This window comes from Paracoccus denitrificans, from assembly GCF_900100045.1.
Lineage (GTDB): Bacteria > Pseudomonadota > Alphaproteobacteria > Rhodobacterales > Rhodobacteraceae > Paracoccus > Paracoccus denitrificans.
Genome location: NZ_FNEA01000026.1, coordinates 14,933 through 33,870, shown reverse-complemented (window position 1 = coordinate 33,870; position 18,938 = coordinate 14,933). Strand labels below are relative to the sequence as shown.

General features: G+C 66.7%; 17 protein-coding genes. 10 read left to right on the top strand and 7 right to left on the bottom strand.

Going from position 1 to position 18,938, the window contains the following annotated elements; translation table 11 throughout:
• On the bottom strand, positions 1–999 hold the full coding sequence (gene hemB, locus BLT64_RS19685; RefSeq protein ID WP_041530413.1) for a porphobilinogen synthase: 999 nt from the start codon (positions 997–999) through the stop codon (positions 1–3).
• Positions 1,000–1,150: 151 nt separating this feature from the next.
• Between hemB and BLT64_RS19680 the strand changes: the two genes are divergently transcribed.
• Both BLT64_RS19680 and mfd read left to right on the top strand, forming a co-directional pair.
• On the top strand, positions 1,151–1,717 hold the full coding sequence (locus BLT64_RS19680) for a hypothetical protein (RefSeq protein ID WP_041530414.1): 567 nt from the start codon (positions 1,151–1,153) through the stop codon (positions 1,715–1,717).
• Between the two features lie 42 nt (positions 1,718–1,759).
• Complete coding sequence (mfd, locus tag BLT64_RS19675; RefSeq protein ID WP_011750046.1) at positions 1,760–5,224, top strand: transcription-repair coupling factor; 3,465 nt, start codon at positions 1,760–1,762, stop codon at positions 5,222–5,224.
• A gap of 293 nt (positions 5,225–5,517) precedes the next feature.
• On the opposite strand, the gene clpA is transcribed toward mfd, so the two are convergent.
• Positions 5,518–7,836 (bottom strand): ATP-dependent Clp protease ATP-binding subunit ClpA, encoded by a 2,319-nt coding sequence (gene clpA / locus BLT64_RS19670; protein ID WP_011750047.1) that lies wholly within the window; start codon positions 7,834–7,836, stop codon positions 5,518–5,520.
• 261 nt (positions 7,837–8,097) lie between these two features.
• Entirely contained in the window at positions 8,098–8,844 is a 747-nt protein-coding gene (gene gloB / locus BLT64_RS19665; protein WP_011750048.1) for a hydroxyacylglutathione hydrolase, read from the bottom strand.
• 51 nt (positions 8,845–8,895) lie between these two features.
• Here gloB and BLT64_RS19660 point away from each other — a divergent pair, with 51 nt between their 5' ends.
• The 7 genes from BLT64_RS19660 (at position 8,896) to BLT64_RS19630 (ending at position 15,316) form a co-directional block, all read left to right on the top strand.
• Complete coding sequence (locus BLT64_RS19660) at positions 8,896–9,678, top strand: class I SAM-dependent methyltransferase (protein WP_011750049.1); 783 nt, start codon at positions 8,896–8,898, stop codon at positions 9,676–9,678.
• A 314-nt stretch (positions 9,679–9,992) separates the two neighbouring features.
• Positions 9,993–10,553, top strand: coding sequence for a F0F1 ATP synthase subunit delta (locus tag BLT64_RS19655; RefSeq protein ID WP_175474417.1), 561 nt, complete (start codon positions 9,993–9,995; stop codon positions 10,551–10,553).
• The gene (gene atpA / locus BLT64_RS19650) at positions 10,553–12,088 is read left to right on the top strand and encodes a F0F1 ATP synthase subunit alpha (protein ID WP_011750051.1); all 1,536 of its coding nucleotides are present in this window, start codon (positions 10,553–10,555) and stop codon (positions 12,086–12,088) included. Before BLT64_RS19655 ends, atpA begins: the two co-directional genes overlap by 1 nt.
• Before the next feature lie 12 nt (positions 12,089–12,100).
• Positions 12,101–12,973, top strand: a complete 873-nt coding sequence (locus BLT64_RS19645) for a F0F1 ATP synthase subunit gamma (protein ID WP_011750052.1) — start codon at positions 12,101–12,103, stop codon at positions 12,971–12,973.
• A gap of 17 nt (positions 12,974–12,990) precedes the next feature.
• A complete protein-coding gene (atpD, locus tag BLT64_RS19640) occupies positions 12,991–14,415 on the top strand; it encodes a F0F1 ATP synthase subunit beta (protein ID WP_011750053.1) in 1,425 nt (474 codons plus the stop codon).
• A 9-nt stretch (positions 14,416–14,424) separates the two neighbouring features.
• Positions 14,425–14,871 (top strand): F0F1 ATP synthase subunit epsilon, encoded by a 447-nt coding sequence (locus BLT64_RS19635; RefSeq protein ID WP_011750054.1) that lies wholly within the window; start codon positions 14,425–14,427, stop codon positions 14,869–14,871.
• A gap of 94 nt (positions 14,872–14,965) precedes the next feature.
• On the top strand, positions 14,966–15,316 hold the full coding sequence (locus BLT64_RS19630) for an H-type lectin domain-containing protein (RefSeq protein WP_011750055.1): 351 nt from the start codon (positions 14,966–14,968) through the stop codon (positions 15,314–15,316).
• Positions 15,317–15,321: 5 nt separating this feature from the next.
• Here BLT64_RS19630 and BLT64_RS19625 read toward each other — a convergent pair whose 3' ends face one another.
• A complete protein-coding gene (locus tag BLT64_RS19625; protein ID WP_011750056.1) occupies positions 15,322–16,092 on the bottom strand; it encodes an alpha/beta fold hydrolase in 771 nt (256 codons plus the stop codon).
• Positions 16,089–16,688: a 2-hydroxychromene-2-carboxylate isomerase gene (locus BLT64_RS19620; protein ID WP_011750057.1), complete on the bottom strand. Its 600-nt coding sequence runs from the start codon at positions 16,686–16,688 to the stop codon at positions 16,089–16,091. The genes BLT64_RS19625 and BLT64_RS19620 overlap by 4 nt, the downstream gene beginning before the upstream one ends.
• An 81-nt stretch (positions 16,689–16,769) precedes the next feature.
• Between BLT64_RS19620 and BLT64_RS19615 the strand changes: the two genes are divergently transcribed.
• Complete coding sequence (locus BLT64_RS19615) at positions 16,770–17,789, top strand: ribose-phosphate pyrophosphokinase (protein ID WP_011750058.1); 1,020 nt, start codon at positions 16,770–16,772, stop codon at positions 17,787–17,789.
• A gap of 67 nt (positions 17,790–17,856) precedes the next feature.
• On the opposite strand, the gene BLT64_RS19610 is transcribed toward BLT64_RS19615, so the two are convergent.
• Entirely contained in the window at positions 17,857–18,309 is a 453-nt protein-coding gene (locus tag BLT64_RS19610; protein ID WP_011750059.1) for a CoA-binding protein, read from the bottom strand.
• Between the two features lie 183 nt (positions 18,310–18,492).
• Positions 18,493–18,882, bottom strand: coding sequence for a YHS domain-containing (seleno)protein (locus tag BLT64_RS19605; RefSeq protein ID WP_231000582.1), 390 nt, complete (start codon positions 18,880–18,882; stop codon positions 18,493–18,495).
• Between the last annotated feature and the right edge of the window lie 56 nt (positions 18,883–18,938).

Here is an 18,938-nt window from a genome sequence, read left to right as displayed (position 1 = left end):
TCATGCCAGCCTTTCGGCCACCTGCGGCGCGTAATAGGTCAGGATGCCGTCGCAGCCGGCGCGGCGGAAGGCCAGCAGGCTTTCGACCACCACCTCGCGCGTCAGCCAGCCGTTGCGGATCGCGCCCTCGATCATCGCGTATTCGCCGCTGACCTGATAGGCGAAGGTCGGTGCCGCGAACTGGTCCCTCACCATGCGGCAGATGTCCAGATAGGGCATGCCCGGCTTGACCATGACCATGTCGGCACCCTCGGCCAGGTCGCGGGCGACGCAGCGCATCGCCTCCTCGCGGTTGGCGGGGTTCACCTGATAGGTCTTCTTGTCGCCGACGAGCCGCCCCGAGGCGCCCACCGCGTCGCGGAACGGACCATAGAACCCGCTGGCGAATTTCGCCGCATAGGACAGGATCGCCACGTCCTTGTGGCCGTTCGCCTCCAGCAGCCCGCGCAATGCGCCGATGCGCCCGTCCATCATGTCCGAGGGGCCCAGGATATCCGCCCCCGCCTCGGCCTGCACCAGCGCCATGCGGCCAAGCGCCTCGACCGTCTCGTCGTTCAGGATCACGCCGTCGCGCACCAGCCCATCATGGCCGTTGGCGTTATAGGGGTCCAGCGCGATGTCGGTCATCACCGCCAGTTCGGGCGCCACCTCCTTGATGGCGCGGATGGCGCGGTTGCCGATGTTCTGGGGGTCCCAGGCGCGTTCGCAGCCTTCGGTCTTCAGGTCCGGGTCGGAATGCGGAAAGATGCAGATCGCCGGGATGCCCAGCCGCATCGCGGTTTCCGCCGCGCGTTTCGCGCCCTCCAGCGTCAGCCGCTCGACCCCGGGCATTGAGGGGATCTCGCCCTCGCCGCCGGCGATCTCGGTCACGAAGATCGGCCAGATCAGGTTCGCGGGGGTCAGGTCCACCTCGGTCACCATCGCGCGCAGGGCGGGGGTGCGGCGCAGCCGGCGCAGGCGCGCGGCGGGAAAGGGGGCGACGATCGGGTTCGGGGACATGGGCGGGGCCTGTGGCTGGGGTGGTCTGGGCCTGAAACTGCACCCTGGGCCGGCAGGGTGCAACCCCTTGGCGGCGGGGGCGGAAAATCACGGTTTTCCTTTGCGCCGGCCAAGGTTAGTTTGCCTGACGCAACCGCTGCAAGGAGAAGACGTGCCCCGACCCGAGGGAATCCTCGCCCTGCTGGACAGCCGGTCCTTCGGCTCGATCTGGTTCTGGGTGATCCTGACCCTGGCCTGGACCCTGGCGGGGCGGCGCATCCTGGGCGTGCCCGCGGACGTGATCGCCGGCGCGATCCGCGCCGAGCCCGGCCCCCGGGACGATCCGGCGGCGCTGACGCTGCTCGACTGGCTGTCGCTGACCCTGCCGCGCTGGCGCGTCGACCGGCGCGAGGGGCCGGTCCTCATGGGACTGGGCGCTTTCCTGCTGACCACGCTGGCCATCTTGGGCTTCGGCTACGGGCTGGAGATGGCGCAGGCGCTGGTGTTGCTGATCCTGCCCTTCGCGCTGCTTTTCGCGCTGGAACTGCGGCTGGCGCGGCGGCTGCGCGCCGTGCTGGCCCAGGCCGAGGTGGGCATGCCGGTGAACGAGGCCGGGCTCCGGGCGGCGCGGCTGATGCGCCGTCATCGGGTGGTGATCGTGGCGATGTCGATCTTGGCGGTGGCACTGACGGCCTTTTACGGCGCGATCTGGATGATCGTGCATCCCTTCGGCCATTGACTCGGCCTTGACTTCGCCGATGCCGGCTTTACCTCGGGGCGCATGGCACCGCTTCCCGAACACCTGACCCTGTCCGGCGCGCCCGAGGGCATGGACGCCGCGCTGATCGCGCGCGAACTGTCCCGCGGCAATCCCGTCACCCATATCGCCCGCGACGACCGGCGCATGGCCGCGATGCGGGCCGCGTTGGGGTTCTTCGCGCCCTCGGCCGCGGTGCTGGAGTTTCCGGCCTGGGACACGACGCCCTATGACCGCGTCTCGCCCGCCCCCGGCGTGATGGCGGCGCGCATGGCGGTGCTGACGGCGCTGGCGCATGGCGCGCTGAAGGGGCCGTTCGTGCTGCTGACCACGCTGTCGGCCGCCATGCAGCGCGTGCCTGCGCGCGAGGCGCTGCGCGATGCCGGCTTCTCGGCCGCCGTGGGCGATCGCATGGACGAGGGGGCCTTGCGCGCCTTTCTTGCCCGCATGGGCTTCGTGCAGGCGCCGACCGTGACCGAGCCTGGCGATTTTGCCGTCCGGGGCGGCATCATCGACATCTTTCCTCCCGGCGACACCGGCCCGATCCGGCTGGACATGTTCGGCGACGTCCTGGATGGCGCGCGCAGATTCGATGCAGAAACACAGCGTTCCATCGAAAAGCTCGACCGGATCGAGCTTGCGCCCATGTCCGAGGTGATCCTGGACGAAGCCGCCATCACCCGTTTTCGCCAGAACTACCGTGCCGAATACGGCGGCGGCGCCAACGATCCGCTTTACGAAGGCATCAGCGCCGGCCGCAAGATGGCCGGCATGGAACATTGGCTGCCCTGGTTCCACGTGCGGCTGGAAAGCCTGTTCGACTATCTGCCCGGCGCCTCGGTGGTCGCGGACGACCATCTGGACCAGGTTCGCGGTGCGCGCTGGCACACGATCACCGAACAGTTCGAGGCCCGGCGCGAGGCGCTGGCCCGCAAGAGCAGCGCCGACGCTGTCTATCGCCCGGTCCTGCCCGTCCAGATGTTCCCCGACGAGGCCGAATGGATGCGCTGGCTGGCCGCGCATCGCATGCTGCGGCTTTCGGTTCTGCCCCAGCCGCCGGGACCGGGGATTCTGGATGCCGGAGGCCGCGTCGGTCGCAACTTCGCACCCGAACGGCAAGCCGAGAAGGGAAATCTTTTCAAGGCGCTTGCCGATCATATTCGAAACATTCAAGCCTCGCGCCGCGTGGTGATCGCCAGCTTCTCGGAAGGCGCGCGCGAGCGGCTTGCCGGGCTGATTGCCGATGAGGGGATCAAGGGCGCCAAGCCCATCGCCGACCTGCGCGACCTGCCGGACCAGCCCGGTGCGTTGGGTCTGGCGGTCTGGCCGCTGGAAGAGGGCTTTACCTCGGACGGCTCGGCTACCGGCGCGCTGGCGGTAATCTCGGAACAGGACGTGCTGGGCGACCGGCTGATCCGGGGCGCGAAACGGCGCCGCAAGGCCGAGAATTTCCTGCGCGACACCACCACGCTGACCCCCGGCGACCTGGTCGTGCATGTCGAGCACGGCATCGGCCGCTATACCGGGCTGGAAACCGTCAAGGCGCTTGGCGTGCCGCATGATTGCGTGGCGCTGGAATATGCCGGCGGCGACCGGCTTTACCTGCCGGTCGAGAATATCGAGTTGCTCAGCCGCTATGGGCACGAGGAGGGCTTGCTCGACAAGCTGGGCGGCGGCGCCTGGCAGGCGCGCAAGGCCCGGCTGAAGGAACGCATCAAGCTGATCGCCGACAAGCTGATGCGCGTCGCGGCCGAGCGCATGCTGCGCCCCGCCCCGGTGCTGGAGCCCGAGCATCACGAGATCGAAAGCTTTGCCGCCCGCTTTCCCTATGCCGAGACCGAGGACCAGGCCAGCGCCATCGCCGACGTGGCCGAGGATCTGGCCGCCGGCCGGCCCATGGACCGGCTGGTCGTGGGCGACGTCGGCTTCGGCAAGACCGAGGTCGCCATGCGCGCCGCCTTCATCGCCGCCTCGCAGGGGCGGCAGGTGGCGGTGGTGGCGCCGACGACGCTGCTGGCGCGGCAGCATTTCCGCACCTTCGCCGAACGCTTCCGCGGCACGGCCATCAATGTCCGGCCGTTGTCGCGCTTCGTTTCGGCCAAGGATGCCACCGAGACCCGCAAGGGCCTTGCCGAGGGCACGGTCGATATCGTCGTCGGCACCCATGCCGTGCTGTCGAAGCAGGTGCGCTTCAAGAACCTGGGCCTCTTGATCGTGGACGAGGAACAGCATTTCGGCGTCGCCCACAAGGAGCGGCTGAAGGAGTTGCGCAGCGACATTCACGTCCTGACCCTGACCGCGACGCCGATCCCGCGCACCTTGCAACTGTCGCTGACGGGCGTGCGCGACCTGTCGATCATCGGCACGCCGCCGGTGGATCGGCTGTCGATCCGCACCTATGTCAGCGAATTCGATGGCGTGACCATCCGCGAGGCGCTCTTGCGCGAGAAATATCGCGGCGGGCAGAGCTTTTTCGTCGTCCCGCGCCTGGCCGACCTGCCGGAGGTCGAGGAATGGCTGCGCGAGCATGTGCCTGAGGTCAGCACCATCGTTGCCCATGGCCAGTTGGCGGCGGGCGACCTGGACCGCCGCATGAACGCCTTTTACGACCGCGGGGCGGATGTGCTGCTGGCGACGACCATCGTCGAATCGGGGCTGGACATACCGACCGCGAATACCATGGTGGTCTGGCGCGCCGACATGTTCGGCCTGGCGCAGCTATACCAGATCCGCGGCCGGGTCGGGCGTTCGAAGACCCGAGCCTATTGCTACCTGACCACCAAGCCGCGGGTGCCCTTGACGCCGCAGGCGATGCGGCGGCTGAAGTTCCTGGGCGCCATCGACAGCCTGGGGGCAGGGTTCAACCTGGCCTCGCAGGATCTGGACCTGCGCGGTGCGGGAAACCTTCTGGGCGAAGAGCAGTCGGGCCATATCAAGGAAGTCGGCTTCGAGCTTTACCAGCAGATGCTGGAGGAGACCATCGCCAAGCTGAAATCCGGCGAGATCGAGGGCACGCCCGAGGACGAATGGGCGCCGCAGCTGAACCTGGGCGTGCCGGTGACGATTCCGGAAGGCTATGTGCCGGATCTGGACGTGCGGCTGGGCCTTTACCGCCGGTTGGCCGAGTTGACGACCAAGGTCGAGCTGGAGGGTTTTGCCGCCGAACTGATCGACCGCTTCGGTCCCTTGCCGCGCGAGGTGAACACGCTCTTGCTGGTCATCCGCATCAAGGCCATGGCCAAGCGGGCGAATATCGCCAAGCTGGATGCGGGTCCGAAGGGCGCAACCATCCAGTTCCACGGCGACAAGTTCCCGAACCCGGCAGGGCTGGTCGAGTTCATCCACGAGCAGCGCGGCCAGGCCAAGGTCACCGACAACCGGATCGTCATCCTGCGCGACTGGCCGACCGATGCCGACCGCATCAAGGGCAGCTTCGCCATCGCCAAGGAACTGGCAGCGAAGATCAGGGAAGGCAAGGCCAAGGGTTGAGGCCGGTGATCGCCGCATGGCCGGACCGGGGGCGCTGCCCCCGGACCCCCGGGGTATTTGGACAACGGAAAGACAGGATCGGGAGCGGGAGAGTGCGTGTGTGATGTGCGGCGGGGCTGTTTGGAGTTCTGGCACCGTTGTGCCGAAGGTCCGCGAGTAGCGGGTGCCGGTTAAGCCCGCGGCGGGATCGTTTGCGGCATTCGGGGGGGCGGCGGTCATGAGACGGTGAACCGCTTTTCTGGCTGCCTGAACCGAAAAGGGCGACGCCGGTTGGCATCGCCCTTGGGTCTGGATCAATCCGCGGTCAGCAGCGGCGGCTTGGAGTTGCTGATCCTGGGCGTTTCGGGGCCGGTGATGTCGAAGACCGGCTTGTCGTCCTCGATCCGCACCCGGACCACCCCGCCCTTGGTCAGTCGGCCGAACAGCAGCTCTTCGGCCAGGGGCTTCTTGATCGTTTCCTGGATCACGCGGCCCAGCGGGCGGGCGCCCATCTTTTCGTCATAGCCGCGTTCGGCCAGCCAGTCGGCGGCCTCGGCGGTCAGTTCGATATGGACGCCACGGTCGATCAGCTGGGCCTCGAGCTGGAGGACGAATTTCTCGACCACCTGCACGATGATCTCGCGCGAGAGCGGCGCGAAGCTGATGACCGCATCCAGGCGATTGCGGAATTCGGGCGTGAAGGTGCGCTCGATGGCGGCGGTATCCTCGCCCTCGCGCCGCTCGCGGCCGAAGCCGAAGGCGGCCTTGGCCTGGTCCGCCGCACCGGCGTTCGAGGTCATGATCAGGATCACATTGCGGAAATCCACCTGGCGACCGTTATGGTCCGTCAGCTTGCCGTGATCCATGACCTGCAGCAGGATGTTGTAGACATCCGGATGCGCCTTTTCGATCTCGTCGAGCAGCAGCACGCAATGCGGATGCTGGTCCACGCCATCGGTCAGAAGCCCGCCCTGGTCGAAGCCGACATAGCCCGGAGGCGCGCCGATCAGCCGGCTGACCGCATGCTTCTCCATATATTCCGACATGTCGAAGCGCAGCAGTTCCACGCCGAGCGTCGAAGCGAGCTGCTTGGCGACCTCGGTCTTGCCGACGCCGGTCGGGCCCGCGAAGAGATAGTTGCCGATCGGCTTTTCGGGCTCGCGCAGCCCGGCCCGTGCCAGCTTGATGGCCGAGGACAGTGCCTCGATCGCCGCATCCTGGCCGAAGACCAGGCGCTTGAGCGTTGCGTCCAGGTCCTTGAGCACCGCCGCATCGTCCTTGGAGACGCTTTTCGGGGGGATGCGGGCGATCTTGGCCACCACTGCCTCGATCTCCTTGGGGCCGATGGTCTTGCGGCGCTTGCTTTCCGCGACCAGGTGCTGCGCGGCGCCGGCCTCGTCGATCACGTCGATGGCCTTGTCGGGCAGCTTGCGGTCGTGGATGTAGCGTGCCGACAACTCGACCGCCATCTTGATCGCGTCATTGGTGTAGCGCAGGTCGTGATGCTTTTCGAAACTGGGCTTCAGCCCCATCAGGATCTTGATCGTGTCGGGCACGGTCGGCTCGTTCACGTCGATCTTCTGGAAGCGGCGCGACAGCGCGCGGTCCTTTTCGAAATGCTGGCGGAATTCCTTGTAGGTGGTCGAGCCCATGCAGCGCAGCTTGCCGCCGGCCAATGCGGGCTTCAGCAGGTTCGAGGCATCCATCGCGCCCCCGGACGTGGCGCCGGCGCCGATCACCGTATGGATCTCGTCGATGAAGAGGATGGCGTCGGGATGGTCCTCCAACTCCTTGACGACGGCTTTCAGCCGCTCCTCGAAGTCGCCGCGATAGCGGGTGCCGGCCAGCAGCGCGCCCATGTCGAGCGAGAAGATGGTCGAGCCCGCCAGCACGTCCGGCGTCTCGCCCCGGGTGATCTTCAATGCCAGCCCTTCGGCGATGGCGGTCTTTCCGACGCCGGGATCGCCGACCAGCAGCGGGTTGTTCTTGCGCCGGCGGCAGAGCACCTGGATGCAGCGCTCCACCTCGTCGGCGCGGCCGATCAGGGGATCGACATCGCCCTTGGCGGCCTTCTTGTTGAGGTCGACGCAATATTTCGCCAGCGCGGATTCGTCCTTGGCCTGGGCGGTTTCCGCCTGGGCCTGGTCCTGCTGCTCGGCGCCCTGGACCGGGCGGTTTTCCGAGAAGGACGGGTTCTTGGCGACGCCATGGGCGATGAAATTCACCGCGTCGTAGCGCGTCATGTCCAGTTCCTGCAGGAAGAAGGCGGCGTTCGATTCCCGCTCGGCGAAGATGGCGACCAGGACGTTCGCCCCCGTCACCTCGGTCCGGCCCGAGCTTTGGACATGGATCGCAGCGCGCTGGATCACGCGCTGGAATGCGGCGGTGGGGACGGCCTCGGAACCCTCGACATCGGTGATGAGGGTCGAAAGGTCGTCCTCGATGAACTCGACCAGCATCCGGCGCAACTCGTCCAGATCGACATTGCAAGCCCGCATCACCTTCACGGCATCGGGCTCTTCCGTCAGCGCGAGCAACAGGTGCTCGAGCGTGGCAAGCTCATGGCGATGTTCGTTGGCCAGCGCGAGCGCGGCATGGATGGCCTGTTCCAACGAGGTCGAAAAGGACGGCACTTCAAGCTCCTGTCAGTCGGCTGGCGGTATGGGCCGCCAGATTTAGCGGTCCACCTGACCAGACTGTCACGATACAGTTAAGATTTGGTGGATTGGCGCGCAATTCAAGCGGTATTTGCGTCCACGCCTGCGGATTCTCCGCGGTTGAGGCAGATGTGATAGCAGGCCGGCCGGATTTCAAGCATGCGGCCTTGCGGAATGGCCCTTGCGAAATGGACTGCCGCATCGTGCCGATTTTCCTTGCTGCGTTGCGGAAACACGTCAGAAGCGATCCTTCCTGGCGCGAAGCTCGGCAAAGACCGCGGCATCGGAAGCCCCCTGCAGGCCCAGGGAATCCGCCAGCTCCCTGACCCGCAGGAAGGGATTCGTGACCCGCTCCTCGGCCAGGGTGGAGGGGGCGCAGGGGCGTTGGCCCGCCGCCGTCTCGGCCAGTCGTTTCTGCAATGCGGCGTTGCCGGGCTCCACCGACAGGGCGAAGGCGCCGTTGCCGCGGCAATAATCATGTCCCGAGCAAACCAGCGTTTCCGCAGGCAGGGCGTTCAGGCGCGAGAGGCTGGCCCACATCATGTCGGCATCGCCCTCGAACAGCCGGCCGCAGCCAAGCGCCATCAGGCTGTCGGCGGTGAACACCATGGCCGAGGCGGGCAGGTGAAAGGCGACATGGCCGATGGTGTGGCCCGGCACGTCGATGACCTCGGCGTCCTCTCCGCAAAGGGTGAAGCGTTCGCCAGGGCGGACGGGCTGGTCCAGGGGCGGCAGCCGGGTGGCGTCGCCGGCATTGCCTACGACCCAGGCCCCGGTCCTGTCCACCAACTCGGGCACGGCCTGGATATGGTCGGCGTGGTGATGGGTCAGCGCGATCTGGTCCAGCGACCATCCGCGCGCGGCCAATTCTGCCAGGATGGGTGCCGCTTCCGGCGCATCGACCAGCGCGGTCCGTCCGTTCCCGTGCAGGAGCCAGGCATAGTTGTCGGTCAGGCAGCGGACGGGAACGAGTTCCAGCGGCATTGGCAAATTCCTTTCTTTGCCGCAGTCTGGCCTTGCGAGGCGGGAGGCGCAATGCATCACGACGTATTCGAGCTGCGAAAATTCTATTATACCCGCGCCCTTGGCCGGGTGGTGCAGCGCGTGCTGCGCGACCGGCTCACCGGGCTATGGCCGCCCGACCAGGCGCAGGGCATGACCGTTGCCGGCTACGGATTTGCCGCGCCGCTGCTGCGGCCCTGGCTGACGCGGGCGCGGCGGGTGATCTCGCTGATGCCGGGGCCGCAGGGGGTGATGGCCTGGCCGGCCGGGCTGCCGAATTGCTCGGTCCTGTGCGAAGAGACGGCCTGGCCGCTGGATACGGGCAGCGTCGACCGGCTGGTGCTGCTGCACGCACTGGAGACGGCGGACCATCCGGCCGCGCTGATGGACGAGGCGTGGCGCGTCCTGGGACCGGGCGGGCGGCTGCTGGTGATGGTGCCGAACCGGGCCGGGCTCTGGGCCCGATCCGAGACCACGCCCTTCGGCTTCGGCCGCAGCTATACCGCAGGCCAGTTGGAGGTGCAGGCCCGCGCGGCGGGCTTCGTGACCGAGCGCACGGGGGCAGCGCTCTACATCCCGCCCTCGGATCGGCGGTTCTGGCTGAAAAGCGCGCAGATGTGGGAACGCGCGGGGCTGCGCATCAGCCAGGTGCTGGTTGCCGGCGTGGTGCTGACCGAGTTCAGCAAGCAGGTGCAGGCGCCGGTCGGGCCGGGGCGGCGCGTCAGCGTGCCGAGCCCGCTCGACGTGCTGGAGGGTATCGCCCGGCCGCGCCCGGCGGGGCAGGGCGCGGGGCGGACGGCGCGCGATCCGGGCTGAGGCGCGAGGCCGGTCGCCCGCGGCGAATCCCCTCGCGTGGGGCGGCTGCGGCGAAATCTTTCCGCGCGCGAGCGGCCTGCCGGGCGAGGTGTTTGCGCAATCGGTTGCGGCCGGGCCTCGGCCAAGGGTCGCAAACGCTCATTTTTCCGTGTTCAAGGCGGTTGCGGCAGGGAAAATCACCTGCTAGAGACGCCGCAGATTTCGGGAAGGCTCTAGCCGAATTATGCCAGGGCCCGCCCTTGACCCGCGCTCCGCGACAGACCGGCCCGCCAGCCGGCCCGCCAGCGGAGCTTGCGCTAACCGGAAGGATGACCGTGGCCAATTCCGCTTCGATTTCCGCTGATATCGCCGGGCGTTACGCGCAGGCCCTGTTCGATCTGGTCAGGGACTCGGGCGGCATCGACGCCCTGTCCTCCCAGATCGACGATCTGGCCTCGGCCTATGACGCCAGCCAGGACCTGCGCGACCTGACCCTCTCGCCCCTTTACGACCGCCAGCAGCAAGAGGCCGCGGTCGGCGCGCTGTCCGAGCGCATGGGCCTGTCGGCCGAGCTGGCCAACACCCTGCGCCTGCTGGCCCGCAACCGCCGGCTGTTCACGCTGCCGCAATTCGTGGCCAAGCTGCGCAACCTGATCGCGGATGCGAAGGGCGAAGTCACCGCCGACGTGGTCAGCGCCCAGGCGCTGACGGACGAACAGAAGGCCCGGCTTGCCGATACGCTGGCCGCGAAATCGGGCAAGACGGTGAAACTGAACGCGCGCGTCGATGAAAGCCTCATCGGCGGCATGATCGTCAAACTGGGCTCGCAGATGATCGACAGTTCGATCCGCTCGAAGCTCGCCTCCCTCCAGAATGCTATGAAAGAGGTCGGATAATGGGAATCCAGGCAGCCGAAATCTCGGCCATCCTCAAGGATCAGATCAAGAATTTCGGTCAGGACGCCGAGGTGGCCGAGGTCGGGCAGGTGCTGTCCGTCGGTGACGGCATCGCCCGCGTCTATGGCCTGGACAAGGTTCAGGCCGGCGAGATGGTCGAATTCCCGGGCGGCATCCGCGGCATGGTGCTGAACCTTGAAACCGACAACGTCGGCGTCGTGATCTTCGGCGACGACCGCGACATCAAGGAAGGCGACACCGTCAAGCGCACCGGCGCCATCGTGGAAGTCCCCGCCGGCAAGGAACTGCTGGGCCGCGTCGTCGACGCGCTTGGCAACCCGATCGACGGCAAGGGCCCGCTGAACGCCTCCGAGCGCCGCATCGCCGACGTCAAGGCCCCCGGCATCATGCCGCGCAAATCGGTGCACGAGCCGATGGCGACCGGCCTGAAATCGGTGGACGCCATGATCCCGGTCGGCCGCGGCCAGCGCGAGCTGATCATCGGCGACCGCCAGACCGGCAAGACCGCCATCGCGCTGGACACCATCCTGAACCAGGCGAACTACAACGGCCGCGAGGCCGATGGCATGAAGACCCTGCACTGCATCTATGTCGCCGTCGGCCAGAAGCGCTCGACCGTGGCCCAGCTGGTGAAGAAGCTGGAAGAGACCGGCGCCATGGCCTACACGACCGTCGTGGCCGCGACCGCCTCGGACCCGGCGCCGATGCAGTATCTGGCGCCCTATTCGGCCACCGCGATGGGCGAATATTTCCGCGACAACGGCATGGATGCGCTGATCATCTATGACGACCTGTCGAAACAGGCCGTGGCCTATCGCCAGATGTCGCTGCTGCTGCGCCGCCCGCCGGGGCGCGAAGCCTATCCGGGCGACGTGTTCTACCTGCATTCGCGCCTGCTGGAGCGTTCGGCCAAGCTGAACGAGGCCAATGGCGCCGGCTCGCTGACCGCGCTGCCGATCATCGAGACGCAGGCGGGCGACGTGTCGGCCTACATCCCGACCAACGTGATCTCGATCACCGACGGCCAGATCTTCCTGGAAACCGAACTGTTCTTCCAGGGCATCCGCCCTGCCGTGAACACCGGCCTTTCGGTGTCGCGCGTGGGTTCCGCGGCGCAGACCAAGGCGATGAAATCCGTCGCCGGCCCGGTCAAGCTGGAACTGGCCCAGTATCGCGAGATGGCGGCCTTCGCGCAGTTCGGCTCGGACCTCGACGCCGCGACGCAGAAACTGCTGAACCGCGGTGCGCGCCTGACCGAGTTGATGAAGCAGCCGCAATACTCGCCGCTGACCAATGCCGAGATCGTCATCGTCATCTATGCCGGCACCAAGGGCTACCTGGACGGCATCCCGGTTCGCGACGTGACCAAATGGGAGCATGGGCTGCTCCAGTATCTGCGCAACCAGAAGGCCGATCTGCTTGAGGACATGACCAAGAACGACCGCAAGGTGGCGGGCGAGCTTGAAGATGCGATCAAGGCAGCGCTGGACGGTTACGCCAAGACCTACGCCTGAGGGGAGGGATAGATGCCCAGCCTCAAGGACCTCAAGAACCGGATCGGCAGCGTCAAGAACACGCGCAAGATCACCAAGGCGATGCAGATGGTCGCCGCCGCGAAACTGCGCCGTGCGCAGGAAGCGGCGGAAGCCGCGCGTCCCTATGCCGACCGGATGGCCGCTGTCATGGCCGGGCTGACCGCTGCGGCGGCGGGCTCGGACATGGCGCCGCGGCTGCTGGCGGGGACCGGCGAAGACCGCCGCCACCTGCTGGTGGTGATGACTTCGGAGCGCGGGCTTGCGGGCGGGTTCAACTCGTCCATCGTCAAGCTCGCCCGCCTGCGCCTGCAAGAGCTGCAGGCACAGGGCAAGCAGGTGTCGATCCTGACCGTGGGCAAGAAGGGCCGCGAGCAGCTCAAGCGCGAATATGGCGACCTTTTCGTCAATCACGTCGATCTGAGCGAAGTGAAGCGCATCGGCTATGACAACGCGCGCGCCATCGCGGACGAGATCCTGGATCGGTTCGACAACGGCGAGTTCGACGTGGCGACGCTGTTCTACAACCGCTTCGAGTCCGTCATCAGCCAGGTTCCGACCGCGCGGCAGGTGATCCCCGCCGTGATCGAAGAAGGCGAGGCGGGTGCCTCGTCGCTCTACGACTACGAACCGGACGAGAACGCGATCCTGAACGACCTGCTGCCGCGCTCGGTGGCGACGCAGGTCTTTGCGGCGCTGCTGGAGAACGCGGCGTCCGAGCAGGGCGCGCGGATGACCGCCATGGACAACGCCACGCGCAACGCCGGCGACATGATCGACAGGCTGACGACGGTCTACAACCGCTCACGTCAGGCCGCGATCACCAAGGAACTGATTGAAATCATCTCGGGCGCAGAGGCGCTCTGACACGTAGAGGTAGAGACATGGCAGAGGCCAATGGAAAAATCACGCAGGTGATCGGCGCCGTCGTCGACGTGCAGTTCGACGGTCAGCTTCCTGCGATTCTGAACGCTCTGGAAACCGAGAACAACGGCAAGCGCCTGGTGCTGGAAGTGGCCCAGCACCTGGGCGAGAACACCGTCCGCACCATCGCCATGGACGCGACCGAAGGTCTGGTCCGTGGCCTGCCGGTCAAGGATACCGGCGGCCCGATCATGGTTCCGGTCGGCGACGCGACGCTGGGCCGCATCCTGAACGTCGTCGGCGAGCCCGTCGACGAAGGCGGCCCCGTCGAAGCGACCCAGACCCGTGCCATCCACCAGCAGGCCCCGGATTTCGCCGCCCAGGCGACCGCGTCCGAGATCCTGGTCACCGGCATCAAGGTCATCGACCTGCTGGCTCCCTATTCCAAGGGCGGCAAGATCGGCCTGTTCGGCGGCGCCGGCGTGGGCAAGACGGTTCTGATCATGGAACTGATCAACAACATCGCCAAGGTGCACTCGGGCTATTCGGTGTTCGCGGGCGTCGGTGAACGGACCCGCGAGGGCAACGACCTTTACCACGAGATGGTGGAATCGGGCGTCATCAAGCCGGACGACCTGTCGAAATCCCAGGTGGCGCTGGTCTATGGCCAGATGAACGAGCCTCCGGGGGCGCGGATGCGCGTTGCGCTGACCGGCCTGACCGTGGCCGAGCAGTTCCGCGACGCCACTGGGACCGACGTTCTGTTCTTCGTCGACAACATCTTCCGCTTCACCCAGGCGGGTTCGGAAGTGTCGGCGCTTCTGGGCCGCATCCCCTCGGCCGTGGGCTACCAGCCGACGCTGGCCACCGACATGGGCGCGATGCAGGAACGCATCACCTCGACCAAGAACGGCTCGATCACCTCGATCCAGGCCGTCTACGTTCCGGCCGACGACCTTACCGACCCGGCCCCGGCCACGACCTTTGCCCACCTCGACGCCACGACCGTGCTGTCGCGCGCGATTTCGGAACTGGGCATCTACCCGGCCGTGGACCCGCTCGACTCGAACTCGCGGATCCTCGATCCGGCGGTTGTCGGCGAAGAGCATTACCAGGTCGCCCGCGACGTCCAGGGCATCTTGCAGAAATACAAGTCGCTCCAGGACATCATCGCCATTCTCGGCATGGACGAACTGTCGGAAGAGGACAAGCTGACCGTGGCCCGCGCCCGGAAGATCCAGCGTTTCCTGTCGCAGCCCTTCGACGTCGCCAAGGTCTTTACCGGCTCGGACGGCGTGCAGGTGCCGCTGGAGGACACGATCAAGTCGTTCAAGGCGGTCGTGGCCGGCGAATACGACCACCTGCCGGAAGCGGCCTTCTACATGGTCGGCGGCATCGAGGATGTGAAAGCCAAGGCTCAGCGTCTCGCCGCTGACGCGGCGTAAGGGGGCGACATGGCCGACACGATGCAGTTCGACCTCGTCTCGCCGGAACGGAACCTGGTTTCCGTCCCGGTGCGCGAGGTGCGCCTGCCCGGCGCCGATGGCGACCTGACGGCGATGCCCGGCCATGCGCCGGCCATCGTCAACCTGCGCCCCGGTCTGGTGACCGTGGTGGCTGGGGACGGGTCCGAGACGGAATTCGCGGTGACCGGCGGTTTCGCCGAGATCAACAACGAATCCGTCACCCTGCTGGCCGAACGCGGACATCCCCGCGCCGAGATGACGCAAGAGGTCTTCAACGAGATGATGGCCCAGGCCCGTCGTCGCGTCGAAGCCGCCAAGGAGCGCGAATCCGCCGGAGAGGAGCTGGTCGCCGCCGCGGTCAAGCTGCTGGCCGACATGGAGGCGCTTGGCACGCATATCGGGCTCGATCCGAACCATGCGAATTTCCCGCATTAGGCGGGATCTGTCCAGAAGATAGAAAGCCCCGGTTTTTCCGGGGCTTTATTCATTCGCCGTCGTGGCATTTCGTGATGCGCGGGAGGAGCGTGAATTGCGACGTTTTGAACATTTCGCGGTCGGCGTCGCCAGTGGCTCGACCGAGATGTTTTCGGCCTTCGAGGATGGCGGGCCGATGTGGACCGGGCAGGGCCCCCGGGTCGAGTCGCAGGCGATCCTATTCGACGAAAGTTTCGTCGAGCCGCCGGTGGTCCATGTTTCGCTGAGCATGTGGGACCTGGATCGGCACGCCAATCAACGGGCCGATATCCAGGCGGTGAACATCACCCCACAGGGGTTCGATCTGCAATTCCGCACCTGGGGCGATACCCGCGTCGCGCGGGTGCGCGCCAGCTGGATGGCGATCGGCCCCTTGCGGCACGAGGATGACTGGGACCCGGATTGATCCGCTCAGGCGCGGTCCAGGTTCAGCCCGATCAATTCGGCCACCTGCCGGGGGTGGGTGATCGGCAGCATGTGGCCCGCACCGGGAACGCGGGCGCGTCCGACATCGGGCAGCCGTGCCGCCAGCGCATCGGCAATCGCCGGAATGACGGGGGGCGAATCCTCGCCCATGACGATCAGCACCGGCGCGTCGATGGCTTCAAGCCCGTCCGGCCGCAGGATATTGGCGGTATCCCGGCGCAGCGCATCGTTGCTGGCCTGGACCAGATGGATCTGCCGCGCCAGCCGCGCCTTGCCGGACGGCGTTTGCGAATCCCAGTCGAGCCCGCCCCAGACGCCAAGGAAGGCGCGGGCCGCCTCGGCATCCTCTCCGGCGGCGAGACGGGCCGCGACATCGTCCAGCAGCGCGTCGTTGAAGGCTTCGGGCGCCGCTGCGAACAGCACCGGCTCGATCAGGGTCAGGCTGCGCACGGCCTCGGGGGCGGCGACGGCGATGCGCAGCGCCACGGTCGCGCCCATGCTGTGGCCGATCAGGTCCAGCGGCCGGTCGATCAGCGCGGCGGCCTCGCGCGTGACAAAGGTATGGTAGTCCGGCATTGTGCCTTCCCAGTCCGGGCTTTGCCCATGACCGGGCAGGTCGGGGGCGCTGATCCGCGCCCGCTCGCGCAGCGTCTCGGCGATCGGCCCCCAATAGACGCCGTTGCCCATCATGCAATGCAGCGCCAGCGCCGGGCGGTCCTCGTTGCCCGGCCAGCGTCTCAGATGCAGCGCGCTCACAGGCTTGCCAGGTGGCGGTCGAGGAAATCCAGCCGGTCCTGGCCCCAGAACCGCTCGCCGGTCTCGCGCACCACATAGAACGGCGCACCGAAGACCCCGGCCTCGACCGCCTGCTCCAGATTGCGGCCGAAGGTCTCGGCGCCGACGAACAGGCCCTTGTCGGCCAGGTCGGGGTCGAAGCCCGCAGCCGCCAGCTTCTCACGGATCACCGCATCATCGGCGATGTCCGCATCCTCGGCCCAGACGGCGCGCAGAAAGCCCTGCACGAGGCCGGGCAGGTTGCCGCCGCCCGCCTCTTGCGCGGCGATGATGGCATAGGACGAGGGCGCGGGGTTCACCGGCCAGAAGGCAGGCTTCGGGTTCAGCGTCATGCCCAGATGCCGGGACCAGCGTTGCAACTCCTGGGCGCGGTATTCCATGCGCGACGGGTGGCGGTTCGCGGGGCGGACGCCGCCGGTGCGGTCGAAAAGCTGCAGCAGATCGACGGGCTTGTAGGTGATCGTCGCGCCGTGCCGGCCCGCGATCTCCTCCAGCCGGTTGCCGGCGAGATAGCTCCAGGGGCTGGGTGTGCCGAAGTAATAGTCGATATGCGCCATCAGTGTGCCTCCGGGGTTTGCGGGCAAGCTAGCCCGGTGCTAAGCGGGGTGCAATCGCACGAATCCAGACAGGGAAAGCCCATGCCGGCCATGACCGAACCGAAGCTTATCGCGGGGAATGCGAACCGGCCTCTGGCCAATGCCATCGCCCGGCGCATGTCGATGCATCGCGGGATGAACGTCGCCCCCATCGAGGCGCGGGTCGAGCGCTTCAACGATCAGGAAATCTTCGTCGAAGTCTATGAGAACGTCCGCGGCGAGGACATGTTCATCATCCAGCCGACCTCGAACCCGGCCAATGACAACCTGATGGAACTGCTGATCATGACGGATGCGCTGAAGCGCTCGTCGGCGGCGCGCATCACGGCGGTGATCCCCTATTTCGGCTATGCCCGGCAGGACCGCCGCGCCAAGGCCCGCACGCCGATCAGCGCCAAGCTGGTGGCGAACCTGTTGACCGAGGCGGGCGTGGACCGCGTGCTGACGCTGGACCTGCATGCCGCGCAGATCCAGGGCTTTTTCGACATTCCGGTGGACAACCTCTATGCCGCGCCGGTCTTTGCGCTGGACATCAAGCATCATTTCCGCGAGCGGCTCTCGGACCTGATGGTGATCTCGCCCGACGTGGGCGGCGTGGCGCGGGCGCGCGAACTGGCGCAGCGCATCGGCGCACCGCTGGCCATCGTGGACAAGCGCCGCGAGAAGCCGGGCGAGGTGGCCGAGATGACCGTGATCGGCGACGTGACCGGCAAGACCTGCATCATCGTCGACGACATCTGCGACACGGCCGGCACGCTGTGCAAGGCGGCGCAGGTCCTGACCGAGCACGGCGCGACCGAGGTTCACGCCTATATCACCCATGGCGTCCTGTCCGGCCCGGCGGTCGAGCGGGTGCAGGGCTCGGTGATGAAATCGCTGGTCATCACCGATTCCATCGAGCCGACCGAAAAGGTGAAATCGGCCTCGAACATCCGCATCGTGCCGACCGCGCCGATGTTTGCGCAGGCGATCCTGAACATCTGGAACGGCACTTCGGTCAGCTCGCTGTTCGAGGTGGACACGCTGGGTCCGATCTACGAAGGGCTCTATTCGGGCGTCTGATCGCCCTTGCCGCAAAAAGGCCCCGGTCCGAATGGAACCGGGGCCTTTTTCATGCGGCTTTCGCAGCTCAAAGAAAGCGCGGGAACTCGATCTTCGGGCAACGATCCTCGATCACCGTCAGGCCGCGCGCGCGGGCACGGCTGGCCGCATGGGCATGGCGGATGCCAAGCTGCATCCAGATCGTGCCCAGCCGGGGCAGGTGCCCCATGGCCTGCTCGACGATGGCGGGCACGGCCTCGGCCCGGCGAAAGATGTCCACCATGTCCACCGCCGCATCGGGCGGAAGCGCACGCAGGTCGGGATAGACCCGTTCGTCCAGGATGGTGCCGCCCGCATGGCCCGGATTGACCGGGATGATGCGGTAGCCCTGGGATTTCAGGTAGCGGGCGACGCCCCAGGATGGTCGAGCCTCGTTCGGCGACAGGCCGACGATGGCGATGCAGCGCGTCGTCCGGGCGATGCGCGCAATGTCATCATCGACCGGCGAGGAGCCGATATCGCGAAGTACTGCCAGGTTCATGTGATCCTCCCCCAGATCTCAACCGAAAGTGGCATGGAAAAAGCGCCCGGTCCAGAGGTCTGGCCGGGCGCAAGTCGCGGAACGAGGGACAGTGATCTGAACATGACCGTTCCGTGGCCATGTTCGGTAAATAAATGGGAACCGTGGCCAAAAAGTTCCACCTTGATCGCAAAAAAGTGAAATTCAGGGGTTCATCCGGGTCCAGGCGGCCTTGGCGCGCATCAGAATGCGCTGCGGATCGGCAAGAAGTCGCTCACGCGCCTGTTCCGAGCGCACAAAATACGTGCGCTGGCCGATCACCACGAAATAGCGCGGATTTCCGGGCTCCGAGCGGCCTTCGGACAGGGCGAGGACGCAAAGCCCGCCCAGGCCGGGGGCGTAGGCCCGTGGATTGGCCTCGAAAAGATTGCGGTTCTGCTCGCTGGCGAAATGCCAGGCCTGTCCGCGCCACACCGTGACCAGATCGGTACGCCCGGGCACGGCGGCGTGCTCGGTCCCGTAAGAGACGGGGTCCATGCCATCCAGTGCCCAATCCTGCGCCATTGCCCCGCCAAAGGGCAGGGCAAGGATCATGCTGGCGAGAATCGGTCGAATCATGGCGGTGCGCGGATGAGGGAGCTGTGTTACCG